Origin of the sequence: Mycolicibacterium insubricum (genome assembly GCF_010731615.1) — a bacterium.
Classification (GTDB): Bacteria; Actinomycetota; Actinomycetes; order Mycobacteriales; family Mycobacteriaceae; genus Mycobacterium; species Mycobacterium insubricum.
In genome coordinates, this window is record NZ_AP022618.1 from 3,998,163 (window position 1) to 4,022,256 (window position 24,094).

General features: G+C 61.6%; 1 protein-coding gene and 1 pseudogene. Both read right to left on the reverse strand.

Annotated elements, in window-relative coordinates; translation table 11 throughout:
• Positions 1–48: 48 nt before the first annotated feature.
• Complete coding sequence (locus tag G6N16_RS22185) at positions 49–2,568, reverse strand: thioesterase domain-containing protein (protein ID WP_456152502.1); 2,520 nt, start codon at positions 2,566–2,568, stop codon at positions 49–51.
• A gap of 15 nt (positions 2,569–2,583) precedes the next feature.
• Positions 2,584–24,078, reverse strand: a pseudogene (locus G6N16_RS21880) (amino acid adenylation domain-containing protein); the annotation flags it as partial.
• Between the last annotated feature and the right edge of the window lie 16 nt (positions 24,079–24,094).

A 24,094-nucleotide genomic window follows, 5' to 3' on the forward strand; every position in this document is an offset into this window, starting at 1 on the left:
CCACATCATATTGCGGCAAGCACCGAATTCCTTGAGGTTGCACCGCGGTCAGCCTTCCAGCAACAATCGAAGGCTCTGCCCGTACTCACGTAGGGCTCGCTCTGTGAACATTTCATGGTGTGTGCAATCGACGGATCCGGAGGTGAGATCGCCGGACACGTACGGTCGCCAATCCTCGACGGCGGAATTGAAGCGCTTTCGCCTTTGCAACGCCGGCCACCGCAACGACAGGCCAGGCAAGAGACTGTCGTGGTCCGCGCGCAAGCTAGCGGAGAAGGCAATGGCATCTCCGTCGTATCGCCCGGATACGTGACCCATCAGCATGTCCCGGTTCGTGACGAAGCTCCGGACCATCAGGTCGACCACCTCCCGAGGAGGAAGGTCAGCTGAAAATCCCTGCTGCTCGACGAGTATCGCTGCCTGCTGGTAGCCGAGACCTTGCGGATGGTTTGAGAAGTCCACACCCATCTGACTGAGAATGCTTTGCATGACAAATTGCTCGGCAAAAACACGGTTTCGCCCAAGGTATTTAATGGCGATTTTGGCAATCCTATTCCGTTCTCCGGTCGCCGGTTTGGAATCCACCAGAACTAGGTGCTCGACCTTGAATCCACGTCGACGCAATTCGATCGCGATCTCCTGAGCGACGATGCCCCCGAAGGACCACCCGAGGAGTCGGTATGGCCCGTCTGGACAATGGTTCTGAATGCGGTTCGCATAAGTCACCGCCAAATCCCGGACCGAGGCGGACTCACTTTCGCCATCCTGAGGGATCTGGTTTATCCCGATGATCGGGCAATCGAGATACTGGCCAAGACTCCGATAAGGCCAGCTAAGCCCGAACCCATCGTGAATGCAGAACAGAGGGGTGCCAGCGCCTTCCTTAAGTACCTGCATGGGAAGTAGCAGCGCGGTGTCCTGCGCCGCCCCGACAGTGTCGATCCGCTCAGCGATACCCGCCACCGTCGGGGTTTTGAACAGCATCGAGACGGCAAAATCTGCGCCGAGTTCAACTCGAATCCGAGCCAACAGTCTCATCGCGGACAGTGAATGTCCTCCCAGATCGAAGAACGAATCATCGATGCCAACCCGCTTGACCTCAAGAACCTCGCTGAACAGTTCGGCAAGCTTTTCTTCACGGGCATCACGCGGCGCCCGATACGCCACGGTGCTCACGAACTCGGGAGCTGGCAGGGCTCGGCGGTCGAGTTTACCGTTCACGGTCAGCGGCAGCGATTCCATCGCGATGATGCTGGCCGGCACCATGTACTCGGGCAGCCGTTCAGCGATGAAACGGCGAAGCTCGGCGACTCGTTCAATTGCAGCTGGGTCATTGACGCATCCTGCCAGCGACTCCACCGGCACGACCGGTACATACAGATCCGACAGCGCCACGGTGCGACCGTCGACGTCCTGGTCGAGCATCTTGGTGTAGATCACATCGACTAAACCCGGGGTCGGTGACCAGGTCACAGCCGTGGCATACCCGCGCTCTGCACCCAGCCGATGGCACTGATCTGTCAGCACTCCATCGGATGGAGTGATACCGGCACGCAGATCGGCAAGGCTGACGCGATCCCCGGCCAAAGCCAACGCCTGCACCAGTTCCACATCAGGCAGAACCCCTGCGTGCGGCACCCCGACCACCCGCAGCGCCTCGGGCTGCTGCAATGCGAGATAGTCGCCCACAGCGGCCAGACCGGTGAACTGCTCCCATGGCTGGCTAGGAATCTTCGTCAAAGAACGCGCATACACCGGCGCCTTCCGCAGTACCACCTCGTAGCGATAGCTGCTCAACTCATTGACCACACCCATGTCTTTGAGCTGGATATCCACGGTGGCGATCTCTGGTATGCGCTGAGGCAGGGCGGCGAAGAACTCCGGTGACAACAACAGCTCCTGCTCATCGAGTATCTCGCGCCGTATCCGCTCCCGCACCACCGCCGCAGTTTCCCGCTCCGCATCGGCATCGGTGCACACCACCTTCGTGGTAAACGCCGACAGCAGTGACAGATTACGGACATCGCCGAGGAACAATGCGCCCCCCGGTGCCAGCTTCTGCATCGCGACGTCGAGCACATCCAGCAGATACCCCGCGCTGGGGAAGTACTGAATGACTGAATTGAGGATCACCACATCGAAATACCCCGAAGGGAGGCCATCGGCAATATCGGCTGCCTGCACCTGCAACCGCACCAGGTCACCCCACGGCTTTTCAGCGACCGAAGCCCGTAGCTTCTCGATCGTCGCTTTGGAGAAGTCCGTGGCCCAATACTCAACGCAATCGGGCGCAACATGGCCCAGCAACAAACCGGACCCCACACCGATCTCCAGCACTCGCTGCGGGTTCAGACCTCGAATCCGATCCAACGTAGCGGCCTGCCACTCCTGCATCTGCTCCAGCGGAATCGGCTCACCGGTGTAACTGCTGTTCCATCCGTCGAAGTCCTCGCCCACCTCGGCGAATGCGCCCGTAGTGAAACTCTCGCCGGAGTACAGACCCTCGTACACGTCCTGCCACTGATCGACCAGCTGGGTTTCTCGCTCGCGATCACGGACTAGCATCATCTGCTTGTCCAGGGCCACATAACCGACCAGCTGCTGATCGCCGATACCTGAGCCGTCTTCAGCGGTAGAAGCGTGGGTGACTACGGCTGCCTGGCCTACCCGCGGATGAGCCATCAGCGCCGCCTGGATCTCCCCCAACTCGATTCGATACCCACGAACCTTCACCTGCTCATCGGCCCGGCCCGCATACTCCAACTGTCCATCCGGGTTCCACCGAACCAGATCCCCAGTCCGATACATCCGCAACCCAGAACCACCAAACGGGCATGGCACAAACCGCGACGCTGTCAACCCCGAACGACCGACATACCCCAGGCCGACACCAGTACCGGCCACATACAACTCACCAACCACACCAACAGGCACGGGACGCAAGTGCGCGTCCAATACAAACAACGCCGCACCCGGTACCGGGAAACCGATCGGCACCGTGCCCATTCCCGCCGACAACGGCGCGATGGTGCTGAAGACGGTCGCTTCAGTCGGACCATACCCATTGAGCATCACTCGCCCCGGCGCCCACCGATCAACCACCTCAGTCGGGCATGCTTCCGCCGCAACCATCAGAGCAGCCGCCTCTATGCCCTCCGGAGTCAGCATTCCCACCGACGAGGGAGTTTGGCTCAGGACTCCCACGTCCTCTTTTACGAGCAACGCCTGGAGGTCCTGAGGCGAGCGCCTGACGTCCTCGGGTACCACCACCAACCGGCCACCATGCAGCAGGGCACCCCAGATCTCCCACACCGAGTAGTCGAACGCCAGCGACGAGCATTGCGCCCACACTTGATCGGAATCCAGGCGCACGCCGATGTCCATGCCATCGAACAACCGCGTGACGTTGCGATGGGTGATCGCCACGCCCTTCGGGGTGCCTGTGGTGCCCGAGGTGTAGATGATGTAAGCGACGTCATCCGCGGCTGGGTCACCATCGACTGGCGCCACTGACGAATCTGTGATTGCGGAGTCCGCCACATCAACTACAGCAAATCGACTGTTAGACAGTCTTTCCCGCAGCTCTGAGGAAGTGACCACCACAGTCGGATCCGAATCGCCGAGAATAAACTCGACCCGCGCGTCCGGTACCACCGGATCGATCGGCACATACGCCGCACCGGTCTTCAAAATCGCCAGGATCGCAGTGATCGCCCGCGCCGAGCGCGGCAACAACAACCCCACCCGCGCACCCGGACCAGCACCACGAGCAATCAGCACATGCGCCAACCGATTCGACGCCTCATCAAGGTCCCGATACGACACCGACACACCGTCAAAACGCAACGCCACCGCATCCGGACCCGCCACAACCTGACGGGCAAACAACCCCGGAATCGACACTCCACTAGAAGAAACCGGGGTGCCCAACACCGCCCGATTACCGACCTCGTCGAGCCACGAGTACTCAACGTCATCGAGGACATCGATCGCCGAAACCGCCACCGCAGTATCGGCGGTCATCTCCTCCAAAACCCGCCGTAGGCGGTCGATCAGCGTTTCAACGGTCGTTCGGTCGAACACATCCGTGCGGAACTCCACCGACCCGAAAAGTCCCACCGGAGCGCCCGTATCGTCCCAACGCTCCTTTAGCGAGACAAACAAGTCCACCCTGGCCGACTTCGTATCGGCACCTAGCGGCTGCACCTCGACGTCACCAAGGAGCATCGAGGCATCAGAGTCTCCGACGTAGTTCTGCCATCCGAATAGCACCTGCACTAGGGGGTGATGGGCCAGGCTGCGGACTGGATTCAGGTCCTCAACGACGGCCTCAAACGGCACGTCCTGATGCTCAAAGGCCTCCAGGCTGCGAGCCCGGACCCGATCCAGCACCTCGGCCACATCCGGATCACCGGACAAATCAACTCGCAACACCAACGTGTTGACGAAAAACCCGATCAACTCCTCCAGCGCCGGATCCTGGCGACCCGCAATAGCCACACCCACAGCCACATCCGTGGTCCCGGCCAACTTCGCCAACAACACCGACAACCCGGCCTGAACCACCATAAAACTGGTCACACCACGCTCACGCGCCACCCGAGCGATCTGCTCCTGCAACGCCGCCGGCCACTCCACCGCAACACTGGCACCCCGATAATCAGCAACCGCCGGATACGGCCGATCCGTAACAACTCCAACCGCTCCGGCAACCCCGCCAACGCCTGACGCCAATACCCCAACTGACGAGAAATCACACTGCCAGGATCAGATTCAGACCCCAACCAGTGGCGCTGCCACAACGTGTAATCGGCATACTGCACCCCCAACGGAGCCCACCCCGGCGCCTGCCCAGCACTGCGCGCCGCATATGCCACACCCAGATCACGCACCAACGGCGCAATCGAAGACCCATCACCGGCAATGTGATGCAACACCGCCGCCAACACAAACTCACCATCACCGACATCAAAAACCTGCGCCCGCAACGGAACCTCAGCAGCGACATCAAACCGATACCCCACGATATCGGCAATCACCTCACCAAGACGCTCCTGCGACCACCCCGAGGCATCAACAACCCGCCAACCGAAATCAACATCCTCCGGCGAAAGCACCACCTGACGCGGCACCCCATCGACCATCGGGAACACCGTGCGCACACTCTCATGACGAGCAACCACATCACCGAGCGCCAACCCCAACGCCACAACATCCAAACCACCAGAAAGCCGCAACACCACCGGCATGTTGTAGGTGGCGATATCGCCTTCCGAGCGGTTCAAGAACCACAGGCGTTGCTGGGCATACGACAACGGCACCACATCCGGACGCAGCCCCGACGTCAACGCCGGACGCCCACCCGAACCCACACCAATACGCGGCGCCAACAACGCCACCGACGGCGACTCAAACAACGTCCGCACCGCAAGCTGAGTATCAAAAGCAGCACTCACCGCCGCCGCAACACGCATCGCCGACAACGAATCCCCACCCAGGTCGAAGAACGAGTCATCCACACCGACGCGCTCCACACCCAAAACCTGAGCGAAAATCCCAGCCAACAACTCCTCAGTCGCCGACGACGGCCCCCGATACCCCAGAGACCCGCCATAATCCGGCGCCGGCAACGCCCGCTTATCCAACTTCCCATTCACCGTCAACGGCAAAACATCAAGCACCACAACAGCAGAAGGCACCATATAACCGGGCAACCGCTCACCCAACACCGACCGAACACCAACCGGATCCACCACACCCGGGGCCGACTCAGTCACATAACCCACCAGGCGCTTATCCCCGGGCCGATCCTCCCGAACAATCACCGCAACCTGATCAACCCCATCACAAGCCGACAGCGCAGCCTCAATCTCCCCCAACTCAATCCGATACCCACGAACCTTCACCTGCTCATCGGCACGCCCCACATACTCCAACTCACCGGCCGCATTCCACCGAACCAAATCCCCCGTCCGATACATCCGCAACCCAGACCCAACACCCTCACCACCAAACGGGCACGCCACAAACCGCGACCCCGTCAACCCCGAACGACCCACATAACCCACACCAACACCAGCACCAGCCACATACAACTCACCAACCACACCCACCGGCACCGGACGCAACCAACCATCCAACACAAACGCACTCAAGTGAGTCAGCGGAACACCGACCGGGCTAACCACACTGTCGGTATCAGCAGCCACCACCTCCCGGAAAGTGACATGCACCGTCGTCTCGGTGATGCCATACATGTTGATCAGCCGCGGCGATTCCGGATGACGCTGCATCCAGCCACCCAATTTCTGTGGATCCAGCGCCTCCCCACCGAAGACCACCGCCTCCAACGCCAACTGCGTCCCCCTCTCGGGATGGGCAGCATCCACCGCCTGCAACGCATAAAACGCCGACGGCGTCTGGCTCAAAACATTGACCCGCTCAGCCACCAACAACGAGTACAGATCCTCAGGAGCACGAACCACCTCGTCAGGGGCCACCACGACCTGGCCCCCGCACAACAACGCACCCCAGATCTCCCACACCGAAAAGTCAAACGCCAGCGAATGGCACTGCGACCACACCTGCCCCGACCCCGAACCCAACTCCGCCTGCAGCGGACCAAGCAACTCCACCACACTGCGATGAGTAATCGCACAACCCTTAGGTTTACCCGTAGTCCCCGACGTGTAAATCAGATACGCCACATCATCGACAACCGGACCACCCTCAACCGGAGTCACCGGTTGCTCGGCGATAACCGGGTCCTCGATATCGATGATCGGCACATCGAACCCAGCGACCCGATCCCGCAACCCAGCAGTAGTCACCACCGCCACCGGACCCGCATCACCAAACACAAACCCGACCCGCTCATCCGGGTGCCCCGGATCAACAGGCACATACGCCGCACCGGTCTTCAAAACAGCCAGAATCGCAGTGATCGCATCAGCCGAACGCGGCAACAACAACCCCACCCGCGCACCCGGACCAGCACCACGAGCAATCAGCACATGCGCCAACCGATTCGACGCCTCATCAAGGCCCCGATACGACACCGACACACCGTCAAAACGCAACGCCACCGCATCCGGACCCGCCACAACCTGACGGGCAAACAACCCCGGAATCGACACCCCACTAGAAGAAACCGGGGTGCCCAACACCGCCCGATTACCGACCTCGTCGAGCCACGAGTACTCAACGTCATCGAGGACATCGATCGCCGAAACCGCCACCGCAGTATCGGCGGTCATCTCCTCCAAAACCCGCCGTAGGCGGTCGATCAGCGTTTCAACGGTCGTTCGGTCGAACACATCCGTGCGGAACTCCACCGACCCGAAAAGTCCCACCGGAGCGCCCGAGGCGCTCCAGTTCTCCTCCAACGAGAAGGTCAGATCAGCACGCGCAGAATGAGTCTCAGCCGTCAACGGCTCGATACCCACATCCCCCAACGCCAGACCTGCAGCCGGCAGATCCCCACCACGCTGCCAGGCCAACATCACCTGCACTAGGGGGTGATGGGCCAGGCTGCGGACTGGATTCAGGTCCTCAACGACGGCCTCAAACGGCACGTCCTGATGCTCAAAGGCCTCCAGGCTGCGAGCCCGGACCCGATCCAGCACCTCGGCCACATCCGGATCACCGGACAAATCAACTCGCAACACCAACGTGTTGACGAAAAACCCGATCAACTCCTCCAGCGCCGGATCCTGGCGACCCGCAATAGCCACACCCACAGCCACATCCGTGGTCCCGGCCAACTTCGCCAACAACACCGACAACCCGGCCTGAACCACCATAAAACTGGTCACACCACGCTCACGCGCCACCCGAGCGATCTGCTCCTGCAACGCCGCCGGCCACTCCACCGCAACACTGGCACCCCGATAATCAGCAACCGCCGGATACGGCCGATCCGCCGGCAACTCCAACCGCTCCGGCAACCCCGCCAACGCCTGACGCCAATACCCCAACTGACGAGAAATCACACTGCCAGGATCAGATTCAGACCCCAACCAGTGGCGCTGCCACAACGTGTAATCGGCATACTGCACCCCCAACGGAGCCCACCCCGGCGCCTGCCCAGCACTGCGCGCCGCATATGCCACACCCAGATCACGCACCAACGGCGCAATCGAAGACCCATCACCGGCAATGTGATGCAACACCGCCGCCAACACAAACTCACCATCACCGACATCAAAAACCTGCGCCCGCAACGGAACCTCAGCAGCGACATCAAACCGATACCCCACGATATCGGCAATCACCTCACCAAGACGCTCCTGCGACCACCCCGAGGCATCAACAACCCGCCAACCGAAATCAACATCCTCCGGCGAAAGCACCACCTGACGCGGCACCCCATCGACCATCGGGAACACCGTGCGCACACTCTCATGACGAGCAACCACATCACCAAGCGCCAACCCCAACGCCGCAGTATCCAAACCACCCGAGAGCCGCAACACCACCGGCATGTTGTAAACCGCAGACGGCCCCTGCAACTGCCCCACAAACCACAACCGCTGCTGGGCAAACGACAACGGCACCACATCCGGACGCTCAACAGCCATCAACGCCGGACGCCCACCCGAACCCACACCAATACGCGGCGCCAACAACGCCACCGACGGCGCCTCAAACAACGTCCGCACCGCAAGCTGAGTATCAAAAGCAGCACTCACCGCCGCCGCAACACGCATCGCCGACAACGAATCCCCACCCAGGTCGAAGAACGAGTCATCCACACCAACGCGCTCCACACCCAAAACCTGAGCGAAAATCCCAGCCAACAACTCCTCAGTCGCCGACGACGGCCCCCGATACCCCAGCCCCCCACCATAATCCGGCGCCGGCAACGCCCGCTTATCCAACTTCCCATTCACCGTCAACGGCAAAACATCCAAAACCACAACAGCAGAAGGCACCATATAACCCGGCAACCGCTGCCCAAGCGCCGCACGCACACCAACCGGATCCACCACACCCGCAGCCGACTCAGTCACATAACCCACCAAGCGCTTATCCCCCGGCCGATCCTCCCGAACAATCACCGCAACCTGATCAACCCCATCACAAGCCGACAGCGCAGCCTCAATCTCCCCCAACTCAATCCGATACCCACGAACCTTCACCTGCTCATCGGCACGCCCCACATACTCCAACTCACCGGCCGCATTCCACCGAACCAAATCCCCCGTCCGATACATCCGCAACCCAGACCCAACACCCTCACCACCAAACGGGCACGCCACAAACCGCGACCCCGTCAACCCCGAACGACCCACATAACCCACACCAACACCAGCACCAGCCACATACAACTCACCAACCACACCCACCGGCACCGGACGCAACCAACCATCCAACACAAACAACGCCGCGCCCGGCGGTGGGCTGCCGATCGGTACCGTGGCCGATACAGCCCCTGCAGTTAGAGGTGCGCTGATCGCTCCCAGAATCGTCGCTTCAGTCGGTCCATAAGCGTTCAGCATCGTGCGGCCCGGTGTCGCCCATCGGTCAACCAGCTCCGGAGGGCAGGCTTCGGCTGCTGCCACCAAAGTGATCGACTCGAGCCCTTCTGGGGACAATGCCCCTGCTGCCGACGGCGTCTGCGTAAGCACGTCGACTTGCTCTGTTACCAGCAACGCGTGGAGTTCTTCTGGAGAAGCGGTCACATCTTCAGGCACCACAACCAAACGCCCACCGTGCAGCAGAGCGTTAAATATCTCCCACGTTGATGCGTCGAAGGCCAGTGAGTGGCACATTGCCCAGACCCCGGGCCGCGGCCATCCTGGATCCAGCGCGACAACTAACTGGGCAAGGTTCCGATGCGCGATTGCCACACCTTTTGGGGTGCCGGTAGTGCCCGAGGTGTAAATCAGATACGCCACATCGTCTGCGGCCGGTCCATTTTTCGGCGGGGTCGCAGGCGCCTGTGCGACTGCCTGGTCGTCGATGTCGATGATCTCGACGTTTCTTCCGGCCAGCCGGTCCCTCTGGTCGGCGGTGGTGATCACGGCGATGGGTTCGGCGTCGTCGAAGACGAAGGCCACCCGCTCATCCGGGTGCGCGGGATCCACCGGCACATAGGCAGCGCCGGTCTTGAGCACCGCCAGGATCGCGATCACCCCGCCGGCCGTACGCGACAGCAACATGCCCACCCGCGCACCAGGCCGCGCACCGAGTCCCGCGAGGATGTTCGCGAGCCGATTCGACGCCTCGTCCAACTCCCGATACGACACCGACGCACCGTTGTAGCGCAATGCCACCACATCTGGGATCGCCGCCACTTGACGTGCAAACAACTCCGGAATCGACACCCCAGCATCAGCACCGGAGACAACCCCGTCGAACAGCACATCCCGGTTACCGATCTCGTCAAGCCACGAGCACTCAATATCATCGAGCAAGTCAATTGACGACAACGCCTGGCTGGTGTCGGCCGCCATCTCAGACAGCACCCGCGCCAATCGCTGTGCGAGCGACGTGACAACTGTGCCGTTGAATTGGGTGGTGTCGTATTCGAATCGGAGGCCGAGTTGAGGTCCGGGTAGGACGGCCAGGGTCAACGGGTAATGGTTGTACTCGGTACCGGTGAATCCGGTGACGGTGAGGTCGGTGGTGGCGCCAGTGAAGGCGCCGGGGTCCAGGGGATAGTTCTCGTAGACGAACAGCGTGTCGAACAGTTCATCGTGGCCGGTGGCGCGATGGACGTCAGTCAGCGCCAGGTACTGATGCTCCAGGGTGTCGTTGCGGGTGGCCTGTAGTTGCTCGAGCAGACCCGCGACGGTGGTGTCGGTATCGACGGTGGCCCGGGCGGGCACCGTGTTGATCATCAAACCGACGATCACATCGGCACCGGGTAGATCCGTCGGTCGACCCGAGACCACGGTCCCGAACGCGACGTCGCGCTGCCCGGTCAAACCCATCAGGATCTGTGACCACGCGGCCTGCAGCACCGTACTCACGGTGGTGTGATGGGTGCGCGCCAACTCGGTGACCGCCTGGGTGGTCTCGGCCGAGACCTGGAAATGCTCCACCCCACGCGGGCCCACACCCATCTTTCTCGACGAGGCGACCAAGGTCGGAGTTTCGAACCCATCGAGCACCGAGCGCCATGCATCCCGCGCGCCCTCATGGTCCTGCTCAGCCAGCCAAGTCACAAACCGTCGGTACGGCACCGGGGGCGGCAGCGGATGGCCGAAGTAGACCGCGAAGATCTCCTGCATCAACACCGGCAGCGACCAGCCATCCATCAGGATGTGGTGGTTGGTCATGATGAACCGGTACCGGTCACCGGGAATGGTCAGCAAAGCGACCCGGAACAACGCCGGGCCACCAAGATCACAGACCGCAACCCTCTCGGCAACGCAGATCCGCTGGACCTGATCCTCCACCTCGGAGTCCGTCCCGGCATCGATATCCATGTCCTGCCAAACGATTTCAGGGTCAGCAGGAATGACCTGTACGGGCTGGTCGTACTCATCGATGAACCGAGCCGCCAAGTTCGGGTGCCGGGCGATCACCGCTTGCACGGCATCGCGAAGGCGTCCGGTGTCGAGGTTCCCGGCAAAACCGACATCCAGCTGCACCGAGTACAGGTCCTCAAGCCCACCCTCGGCACCATCGGTGAGGACCGTGTGGAACAGCAGTCCCTGTTGCAGCGGAGTCAACGGCAGAATATCGGCCACACCGTAGCGACGGTCCAGATCATCGATCTGAGACTGGGTCAGCTGCGCCGGAGCGATGTCCGACGCGGTCAACCCGCCACCGCCACGACGAACCAGGCCGCAGATACCGGTCAACGCCTCGAACCACAGCTGCGACAGTCTGCCGACCTGATCCCCGGTGAGCGCCGAGGGCGCCCAGGACCAGTTCGCCTGCAGGCGCGGACCGGCCTCGGTCTCCAACGTTCCGGCATTGAGTTCCACGGTATGTGCCAACGACATCGGAATCGCCGCAGCCGTCTCCGCAATCGCAAAACTCTGCGGATCGATATCCCACAGACCATCGGCCACTTCACCGCCGCCGAGGCGGCCCAGATAGTTGAACCCGATCACCGGATCAGGACCGCAAAGATCAACATCAGCATTCAGGTAACGAGCCAACCCATAGGTCAACCCATCGGGCAACCCACGCAACTGTTCCTTGAGTCCCTTGACGATCGACCCCAACACCAGATCACCGGCGACCACCCGATCCCAGGCAACCGCATCGACATCCAACGCCACCGGATACTTCGTGGTGAACCACCCCACCGTGCGGGACAGGTCCACACCGGCGAACAGTTCCTCGTTGCGTCCGTGACCCTCGACATCAATGCCCACCGGCCCGACATGACCGGCCAAAAACTCCCGGCACGCCAACCCGAACGCGATCAACAAAATGTCCTGAACCCCGGCGTGGAAAGCCGCCGGGACCACCGTCAGCACCTGCCGGGTCGTCTCGGCATCCAGCGACACCGACAACCGGCCCTCGCTGACAAACGTGTCACGATCAGGATCGACTGCCGGCAACGCCACCGGCACCGCGGCAACACGACGCCACCGCTCAACCTGCCCGACCACCGCATCGGATTCCGCATACTCTGCAAGCAATTCCGACCAGCGAGCGAACGACGTCCCCACCGCCGGCAACACCACCGGCTCACCGTTGCCGTGCTGCACCCACGCAATATTGAGATCCTCAAGCAGGATCCGCCACGACACCCATCAACCACCAGGTGATGGATCATCAGCACCAACTGCCGCGTAGCAGTAGCCCACACCCCCGACACCATCACCCCGGCGCCCGGGTTCAACCGGGACCGAGCCCCAACCACAGCCTCATCAGACAACACCTCGACCGTGCTCACGCACTCCCGGGCATCAACAGCACCCGCCTCGGGAACCCACAACGACCCAGCACCGCCCTCGGTGGCGTTCTCACCGTCGACAACACGGGCCCGCAACATCGGGTGATGATCAATCAAAGCCTGCAACACCGACACCACATCGGCCTCACCCACCCCAGCCGGAGCCTCAATCACCAAAGCCTGATTGAACTCCCGCGACGAACCCTCAACATCGTTGAACCACCGAATGATCGGCGTCGCAACCACCGATCCCAAACCACCATCATCCACACCACCGGAGCCACCAACAGTGGCCACCAGCGCCAACCGCGCCACCGTCTGCTCCACAAACACATCACGGGGCCGAAACACCACACCCGCGGAACGCGCACGAGACACCATCTGCATCGACAAGATACTGTCCCCACCCAGGTCGAAGAACGAGTCATCCACACCGACGCGCTCCACACCCAAAACCTGAGCGAAAATCCCAGCCAACAACTCCTCAGTCGCCGACGACGGCCCCCGATACCCCAGAGACCCACCATAATCCGGCGCAACGCCCGCTTATCCAACTTCCCATTCACCGTCAACGGCAAAACATCAAGCACCACAACAGCAGAAGGCACCATATAACCGGGCAACCGCTCACCCAACACCGACCGAACACCAACCGGATCCACCACACCCGGGGCCGACTCAGTCACATAACCCACCAGGCGCTTATCCCCGGGCCGATCCTCCCGAACAATCACCGCAACCTGATCAACCCCATCACAAGCCGACAGCGCAGCCTCAATCTCCCCCAACTCAATCCGATACCCACGAACCTTCACCTGCTCATCGGCACGCCCCACATACTCCAACTCACCGGCCGCATTCCACCGAACCAAATCCCCCGTCCGATACATCCGCAAACCAGAAGCAACACCCTCACCACCAAACGGGCACGCCACAAACCGCGACCCCGTCAACCCCGAACGACCCACATAACCCACACCAACACCAGCACCAGCCACATACAACTCACCAACCACACCCACCGGCACCGGACGCAACCAACCATCCAACACAAACAACGCCGACCCAGGCAGCGCCGTACCGATCGGCACCGTGGCCGACCCCGCAGACAACGGCGCACTCAGGGTGCTGTAGATGGTTGCTTCGGTCGGTCCGTAGACATTGAGCATCACCCGGCCCGGTGTCGCCCATCGGTCAACCAGTTCCGGCGGGCACGCCTCGGCGCCGACTACCAACGCCATCGACTCCAAGCCCTCCGGGGACAATGCCCCCACTGCCGACGGCGTCTGGTTGAGTCCAGTGACCTTCTCCGCCACCAACAGCGCGTGGAACTCCTCCGGGGAAGTGGTCACCTCCTCGGGCACCACCACCAAACGCCCACCGTGCAGCAGGGCACCCCAGATTTCAGCAACCGACCAGTCGAATGCCAACGAGTGGCACAGCGCCCACACCCCGGGCCGCGGAAGACCCGAATCGAGGCCCTCGAGCAGCCGGGTCACATTGTGGTGCGTAACAGCACAGCCCTTGGGCTTGCCCGTGGTACCCGAGGTGTAAATAATGTGGGCAATATCGTCCTGAGCCGGTCCATTTTTCAGCGGGGTCGCAGGCGCCTGTGCGACTGCCTGGTCGTCGATGTCGATGATCTCGACGTTTCTTCCGGCCAGCCGGTCCCTCTGGTCGGCGGTGGTGATCACGGCGATGGGTTCGGCGTCGTCGAAGACGAAGGCCACCCGCTCATCCGGGTGCGCGGGATCCACCGGCACATAGGCAGCCCCGGTCTTGAGCACCGCCAGTATGGCAATCACACCGTCGGCTGTGCGGGGCAGCAACAACCCCACCCGCGCACCCGGACCAGCACCACGGCTCACAAGAACATAAGCCAACCGGTTCGAGGCCTCATCCAACTCCCGATACGACACCGACGCACCGTTGTAGCGCAACGCCACCACATCCGGGATCACTGCCACCTGGCGTGCAAACAACTCCGGAATCGACACCCCAGCTTCAGCACCGGAGACAACCCCGTCGAACAACACATCCCGGTTGCCCCAGTCATACAGCTCGTCGAATTCGTCGTCTCCCAGCAGATCCAACGCCAGCAGGCGCTGGTCCGAATCAGTGCTCATTGTTCTCCCCCTGCTTGGTGCTCAAAATGCCCAACGCCCGCTGGAATCGTTGTGCGAGTCGCGTGATCGTCTTCGTAGTGAATTGGGTGGTGTCGTATTCGAATCGGAGGCCGAGTTGTGTTCCGGGTAGGACGGCCAGGGTCAACGGATAGTGATTACGCTCCCGAATATTGAATCCGGTGACGGTGAGGTCGGTGGTGGCGCCAGTGAAGGCGCCGGGGTCCAGGGGATAGTTCTCGTAGACGAACAGCGTGTCGAACAGTTCATCGTGGCCGGTGGCGCGATGGACGTCAGTCAGCGCCAGGTACTGATGCTCCAGGGTGTCGTTGCGGGTGGCCTGTAGTTGCTCGAGCAGACCCGCGACGGTGGTGTCGGTATCGACGGTGGCCCGGGCGGGCACCGTGTTGATCATCAAACCGACGATCACATCGGCACCGGGTAGATCCGTCGGTCGACCCGAGACCACGGTCCCGAACGCGACGTCGCGCTGCCCGGTCAAACCCATCAGGATCTGTGACCACGCGGCCTGCAGCACCGTACTCACGGTGGTGTGATGGGTGCGCGCCAACTCGGTGACCGCCTGGGTGGTCTCGGCCGAGACCTGGAAATGCTCCACCCCACGCGGGCCCACACCCATCTTTCTCGACGAGGCGACCAAGGTCGGAGTTTCGAACCCATCGAGCACCGAGCGCCATGCATCCCGCGCGCCCTCATGGTCCTGCTCAGCCAGCCAAGTCACAAACCGTCGGTACGGCACCGGGGGCGGCAGCGGGTGACCGAAGTAGACCGCGAAGATCTCCTGCATCAACACCGGTAGTGACCAGCCATCCATCAGGATGTGGTGGTTGGTCATGATGAACCGGTACCGGTCACCGGGAATGGTCAGCAAAGCGACCCGGAACAACGCCGGGCCACCAAGATCACAGACCGCAACCCTCTCGGCAACGCAGATCCGCTGGACCTGATCCTCCACCTCGGAGTCCGTCCCGGCATCGATATCCATGTCCTGCCAAACGATTTCAGGGTCAGCAGGAATGACCTGTACGGGCTGGTCGTACTCATCGATGAACCGAGCCGCCAAGTTCGGGTGCCGGGCGATCACCGCTTGCACGGCATCGCGAAGGCGTCCGGTGTCGAGGTTCCCGGCAAAACCGACATCCAGCTGCACCGAGTACAGGTCCTCAAGCCCACCCTCGGCACCATCGGTGAGGACCGTGTGGAACAGCAGTCCCTGTTGCAGCGGAGTCAACGGCAGAATATCGGCCACACCGTAGCGACGGTCCAGATCATCGATCTGAGACTGGGTCAGCTGCGCCGGAGCGATGTCCGACGCGGTCAACCCGCCACCGCCACGACGAACCAGGCCGCAGATACCGGTCAACGCCTCGAACCACAGCTGCGACAGTCTGCCGACCTGATCCCCGGTGAGCGCCGAGGGCGCCCAGGACCAGTTCGCCTGCAGGCGCGGACCGGCCTCGGTCTCCAACGTTCCGGCATTGAGTTCCACGGTATGTGCCAACGACATCGGAATCGCCGCAGCCGTCTCCGCAATCGCAAAACTCTGCGGATCGATATCCCACAGACCATCGGCCACTTCACCGCCGCCGAGGCGGCCCAGATAGTTGAACCCGATCACCGGATCAGGACCGCAAAGATCAACATCAGCATTCAGGTAACGAGCCAACCCATAGGTCAACCCATCGGGCAACCCACGCAACTGTTCCTTGAGTCCCTTGACGATCGACCCCAACACCAGATCACCGGCGACCACCCGATCCCAGGCAACCGCATCGACATCCAACGCCACCGGATACTTCGTGGTGAACCACCCCACCGTGCGGGACAGGTCCACACCGGCGAACAGTTCCTCGTTGCGTCCGTGACCCTCGACATCAATGCCCACCGGCCCGACATGACCGGCCAAAAACTCCCGGCACGCCAACCCGAACGCGATCAACAAAATGTCCTGAACCCCGGCGTGGAAAGCCGCCGGGACCACCGTCAGCACCTGCCGGGTCGTCTCGGCATCCAGCGACACCGACAACCGGCCCTCGCTGACAAACGTGTCACGATCAGGATCGACTGCCGGCAACGCCACCGGCACCGCGGCAACACGACGCCACCGCTCAACCTGCCCGACCACCGCATCGGATTCCGCATACTCTGCAAGCAATTCCGACCAGCGAGCGAACGACGTCCCCACCGCCGGCAACACCACCGGCTCACCGTTGCCGTGCTGCACCCACGCAATATTGAGATCCTCAAGCAGGATCCGCCACGACACCCCATCAACCACCAGGTGATGGATCATCAGCACCAACTGCCGCGTAGCAGTAGCCCACACCCCCGACACCATCACCCCGGCGCCCGGGTTCAACCGGGACCGAGCCCCAACCACAGCCTCATCAGACAACACCTCGACCGTGCTCACGCACTCCCGGGCATCAACAGCACCCGCCTCGGGAACCCACAACGACCCAGCACCGCCCTCGGTGGCGTTCTCACCGTCGACAACACGGGCCCGCAACATCGGGTGATGATCAATCAAAGCCTGCAACACCGACACCACATCGGCCTCACCCACCCCAGCCGGAGCCTCAATCACCAAAGCCTGATTGAACTCCCGCGACGAACCCTCAACATCGTTGAACCACCGAATGATCGGCGTCGCAACCACCGATCCCAAACCACCATCATCCACACCACCGGAGCCACCAACAGTGGCCACCAGCGCCAACCGCGCCACCGTCTGCTCCACAAACACATCACGGGGCCGAAACACCACACCCGCGGAACGCGCACGAGACACCATCTGCATCGACAAGATACTGTCCCCACCCAGGTCGAAGAACGAGTCATCCACACCGACGCGCTCCACACCCAAAACCTGAGCGAAAATCCCAGCCAACAACTCCTCAGTCGCCGACGACGGCCCCCGATACCCCAGAGACCCACCATAATCCGGCGCCGGCAACGCCCGCTTATCCAACTTCCCATTCACCGTCAACGGCAAAACATCAAGCACCACAACAGCAGAAGGCACCATATAACCGGGCAACCGCTCACCCAACACCGACCGAACACCAACCGGATCCACCACACCCGGGGCCGACTCAGTCACATAACCCACCAGGCGCTTATCCCCGGGCCGATCCTCCCGAACAATCACCGCAACCTGATCAACCCCATCACAAGCCGACAGCGCAGCCTCAATCTCCCCCCAACTCAATCCGATACCCACGAACCTTCACCTGCTCATCGGCACGCCCCACATACTCCAACTCACCGGCCGCATTCCACCGAACCAAATCCCCCGTCCGATACATCCGCAACCCAGACCCAACACCCTCACCACCAAACGGGCACGCCACAAACCGCGACCCCGTCAACCCCGAACGACCCACATAACCCACACCAACACCAGCACCAGCCACATACAACTCACCAACCACACCCACCGGCACCGGACGCAACCAACCATCCAACACAAACGCACTCAAGTGAGTCAGCGGAACACCGACCGGGCTAACCACACTGTCGGTATCAGCAGCCACCACCTCCCGGAAAGTGACATGCACCGTCGTCTCGGTGATGCCATACATGTTGATCAGCCGCGGCGATTCCGGATGACGCTGCATCCAGCCACCCAATTTCTGTGGATCCAGCGCCTCCCCACCGAAGACCACCGCCTCCAACGCCAACTGCGTCCCCCTCTCGGGATGGGCAGCATCCACCGCCTGCAACGCATAAAACGCCGACGGCGTCTGGCTCAAAACATTGACCCGCTCAGCCACCAACAACGAGTACAGATCCTCAGGAGCACGAACCACCTCGTCAGGGGCCACCACGACCTGGCCCCCGCACAACAACGCACCCCAGATCTCCCACACCGAAAAGTCAAACGCCAGCGAATGGCACTGCGACCACACCTGCCCCGACCCCGAACCCAACTCCGCCTGCAGCGGACCAAGCAACTCCACCACACTGCGATGAGTAATCGCACAACCCTTAGGTTTACCCGTAGTCCCCGACGTGTAAATCAGATACGCCACATCATCGACAACCGGACCACCCTCAACCGGAGTCACCGGTTGCTCGGCGATAACCGGGTCCTCGATATCGATGATCGGCACATCGAACCCAGCGACCCGATCCCGCAACCCAGCAGTAGTCACCACCGCCACCGGACCCGCATCACCAAACACAAACCCGACCCGCTCATCCGGGTGCCCCGGATCAACAGGCACATACGCCGCACCGGTCTTCAAAACAGCCAGAATCGCAGTGATCGCATCAGCCGAACGCGGCAACAACAACCCCACCCGCGCACCCGGACCAGCACCACGAGCAATCAGCACATGCGCCAACCGATTCGACGCCTCATCAAGGCCCCGATACGACACCGACACACCGTCAAAACGCAACGCCACCGCATCCGGACCCGCCACAACCTGACGGGCAAACAACCCCGGAATCGACACCCCACTAGAAGAAACCGGGGTGCCCAACACCGCCCGATTACCGACCTCGTCGAGCCACGAGTACTCAACGTCATCGAGGACATCGATCGCCGAAACCGCCACCGCAGTATCGGCGGTCATCTCCTCCAAAACCCGCCGTAGGCGGTCGATCAGCGTTTCAACGGTCGTTCGGTCGAACACATCCGTGCGGAACTCCACCGACCCGAAAAGTCCCACCGGAGCGCCCGAGGCGCTCCAGTTCTCCTCCAACGAGAAGGTCAGATCAGCACGCGCAGAATGAGTCTCAGCCGTCAACGGCTCGATACCCACATCCCCCAACGCCAGACCTGCAGCCGGCAGATCCCCACCACGCTGCCAGGCCAACATCACCTGCACTAGGGGGTGATGAGCCAGGCTGCGGACTGGATTCAGGTCCTCAACGACGGCCTCAAACGGCACGTCCTGATGCTCAAAGGCCTCCAGGCTGCGAGCCCGGACCCGATCCAGCACCTCGGCCACATCCGGATCACCGGACAAATCAACTCGCAACACCAACGTGTTGACGAAAAACCCGATCAACTCCTCCAGCGCCGGATCCTGGCGACCCGCAATAGCCACACCCACAGCCACATCCGTGGTCCCGGCCAACTTCGCCAACAACACCGACAACCCGGCCTGAACCACCATAAAACTGGTCACACCACGCTCACGCGCCACCCGAGCGATCTGCTCCTGCAACGCCGCTTACCACTCCACCGCAACACTGGCACCCCGATAATCAGCAACCGCCGGATACGGCCGATCCGTAACTCCAACCGCTCCGGCAACCCGCCAACGCCTGACGCCAATACCCCAACTGACGAGAAATCACACTGCCAGGATCAGATTCAGACCCCAACCAGTGGCGCTGCCACAACGTGTAATCGGCATACTGCACCCCCAACGGAGCCCACCCCGGCGCCTGCCCAGCACTGCGCGCCGCATATGCCACACCCAGATCACGCACCAACGGCGCAATCGAAGACCCATCACCGGCAATGTGATGCAACACCGCCGCCAACACAAACTCACCATCACCGACATCAAAAACCTGCGCCCGCAACGGAACCTCAGCAGCGACATCAAACCGATACCCCACGATATCGGCAATCACCTCACCAAGACGCTCCTGCGACCACCCCGAGGCATCAACAACCCGCCAACCGAAATCAACATCCTCCGGCGAAAGCACCACCTGACGCGGCACCCCATCGACCATCGGGAACACCGTGCGCACACTCTCATGACGAGCAACCACATCACCAAGCGCCAACCCCAACGCCGCAGTATCCAAACCACCCGAGAGCCGCAACACCACCGGCATGTTGTAAACCGCAGACGGCCCCTGCAACTGCCCCACAAACCACAACCGCTGCTGGGCAAACGACAACGGCACCACATCCGGACGCTCAACAGCCATCAACGCCGGACGCCCACCCGAACCCACACCAATACGCGGCGCCAACAACGCCACCGACGGCGCCTCAAACAACGTCCGCACCGCAAGCTGAGTATCAAAAGCAGCACTCACCGCCGCCGCAACACGCATCGCCGACAACGAATCCCCACCCAGGTCGAAGAACGAGTCATCCACACCAACGCGCTCCACACCCAAAACCTGAGCGAAAATCCCAGCCAACAACTCCTCAGTCGCCGACGACGGCCCCCGATACCCCAGCCCCCCACCATAATCCGGCGCCGGCAACGCCCGCTTATCCAACTTCCCATTCACCGTCAACGGCAAAACATCCAAAACCACAACAGCAGAAGGCACCATATAACCCGGCAACCGCTGCCCAAGCGCCGCACGCACACCAACCGGATCCACCACACCCGCAGCCGACTCAGTCACATAACCCACCAAGCGCTTATCCCCCGGCCGATCCTCCCGAACAATCACCGCAACCTGATCAACCCCATCACAAGCCGACAGCGCAGCCTCAATCTCCCCCAACTCAATCCGATACCCACGAACCTTCACCTGCTCATCGGCACGCCCCACATACTCCAACTCACCGGCCGCATTCCACCGAACCAAATCCCCCGTCCGATACATCCGCAACCCAGACCCAACACCCTCACCACCAAACGGGCACGCCACAAACCGCGACCCCGTCAACCCCGAACGACCCACATAACCCACACCAACACCAGCACCAGCCACATACAACTCACCAACCACACCCACCGGCACCGGACGCAACCAACCATCCAACACAAACGCACTCAAGTGAGTCAGCGGAACACCGACCGGGCTAACCACACTGTCGGTATCAGCAGCCACCACCTCCCGGAAAGTGACATGCACCGTCGTCTCGGTGATGCCATACATGTTGATCAGCCGCGGCGATTCCGGATGACGCTGCATCCAGCCACCCAATTTCTGTGGATCCAGCGCCTCCCCACCGAAGACCACCGCCTCCAACGCCAACTGCGTCCCCCTCTCGGGATGGGCAGCATCCACCGCCTGCAACGCATAAAACGCCGACGGCGTCTGGCTCAAAACATTGACCCGCTCAGCCACCAACAACGAGTACAGATCCTCAGGAGCACGAACCACCTCGTCAGGGGCCACCACGACCTGGCCCCCGCACAACAACGCACCCCAGATCTCCCACACCGAAAAGTCAAACGCCAGCGAATGGCACTGCGACCACACCTGCCCCGACCCCGAACCCAACTCCGCCTGCAGCGGACCAAGCAACTCCACCACACTGCGATGAGTAATCGCACAACCCTTAGGTTTACCCGTAGTCCCCGACGTGTAAATCAGATACGCCACATCATCGACAACCGGACCACCCTCAACCGGAGTCACCGGTTGCTCGGCGATAACCGGGTCCTCGATATCGATGATCGGCACATCGAACCCAGCGACCCGATCCCGCAACCCAGCAGTAGTCACCACCGCCACCGGACCCGCATCACCAAACACAAACCCGACCCGCTCATCCGGGTGCCCCGGATCAACAGGCACATACGCCGCACCGGTCTTCAAAACAGCCAGAATCGCAGTGATCGCATCAGCCGAACGCGGCAACAACAACCCCACCCGCGCACCCGGACCAGCACCACGAGCAATCAGCACATGCGCCAACCGATTCGACGCCTCATCAAGGCCCCGATACGACACCGACACACCGTCAAAACGCAACGCCACCGCATCCGGACCCGCCACAACCTGACGGGCAAACAACCCCGAAATCGACACCCCACTAGAAGAAACCGGGGTGCCCAACACCGCCCGATTACCCCATGACTCCAGCTGCTCGCACTCACCCCCGCGTAAGGTGTCAAACGACGACAGCGAGCGGTCCGGGTCGTCTGCCATCGCCCGCACGATGTGCTGCAACCGGTCTGCGAGGTCCGCCACCTCGAAGTCGGCGAATGGTTGGCCCGCACCCGCGGTGCTGAGAATCAGCTCGTCGCCGGAGCCGAGGAAGAAGAGACCGAAATGTCCCAACGGCCCGTGGTTGGTGTAACTAGCGGTAACAGGTGTGCCGGCCAGATCCAGGGTGAGTCTGCCCGGGATGAAGTTGACTGCGACCCGATTGGTGACATGCGAGAATCCGGAATGACCGCCCTGTGCACTTTCTAGCGTGTGTACGGGAAACCGCTGGTGCTGGAGCAGTTCCCGGATCCGAGCATCGACGTGTCGGCACAGTTCGGCCACCGTGCAGTCCGGTGGCGTCTTCAGTACCAATGGCACAACTCCGGCGAACATGCCGGGCAGCGTCTTGGTTTCCTGACGCACCCGCCTGCTGACCGGGAAGTCGAGGGCGACTTCGGAAGTGTTAGCTGACCAGGCCCGCACCAATAGCGCACACGCCGCGGTGATCACCGAGTAGCGCCGGACTCGCAGACTCTTGTTCAGCTCACCGATCTTCTTGATTACAACGGAGTCCAGTTGCGCGGTGGCAGAGGACGAGTACGCATCCCGGCTGCCCGCGGAGCCGGACAGCCGGGCGTCCAACCCGCTGTCCGGAGGAAGATTGGCGCTCCAGTACGCCCGATCCTCTTGATAATCGTCCGATGCTTCGTATTCCGCCTCGGCATCGACAACGTCTCGCAATGATCCGAAAGCACTTGTTGGGATAGGCTTGCCTAATGCGAGGGCGGTGTAAACAGATGCGATCCGACGGCTCACCAAGGCCATGCTGAGTCCGTCTACCGCCATATGATGCCCCAGGCCAAATAGATAAAATTCGTCGGGCTGCGTTTGAAACAGCGCGAATTTAATCAACGGTCCCGACAATGACATCGGCACGGATTGAATTGAGGCCGCCAATTCGCGAACATCACGCGCTGGATCTTCCGATCCAGTTAGATCGTGCAGGTCCAGCTTCAAATCAGCATAGTCGAATGCCTTTTGACGGACCTCGCCCCCGGATTCGAAAAATACGGCCCGGCCAGGTTCGGCGTCGCTCAATGCCTGCCGAATCGCCAGTTCGAGCAGATCGTGCTTAACTGGGCCGTCGATCTTGCCGAGCAGGCCAAGCTGCCATTCAGTGCCTACCAAACCGGTCTGCTGCGACAGCCAGATGTCCAGCTGTCCCCGCGTCAACGGTTGGAATTCTCCCCCTGATTCCACCCCGTATCCCCCTTTA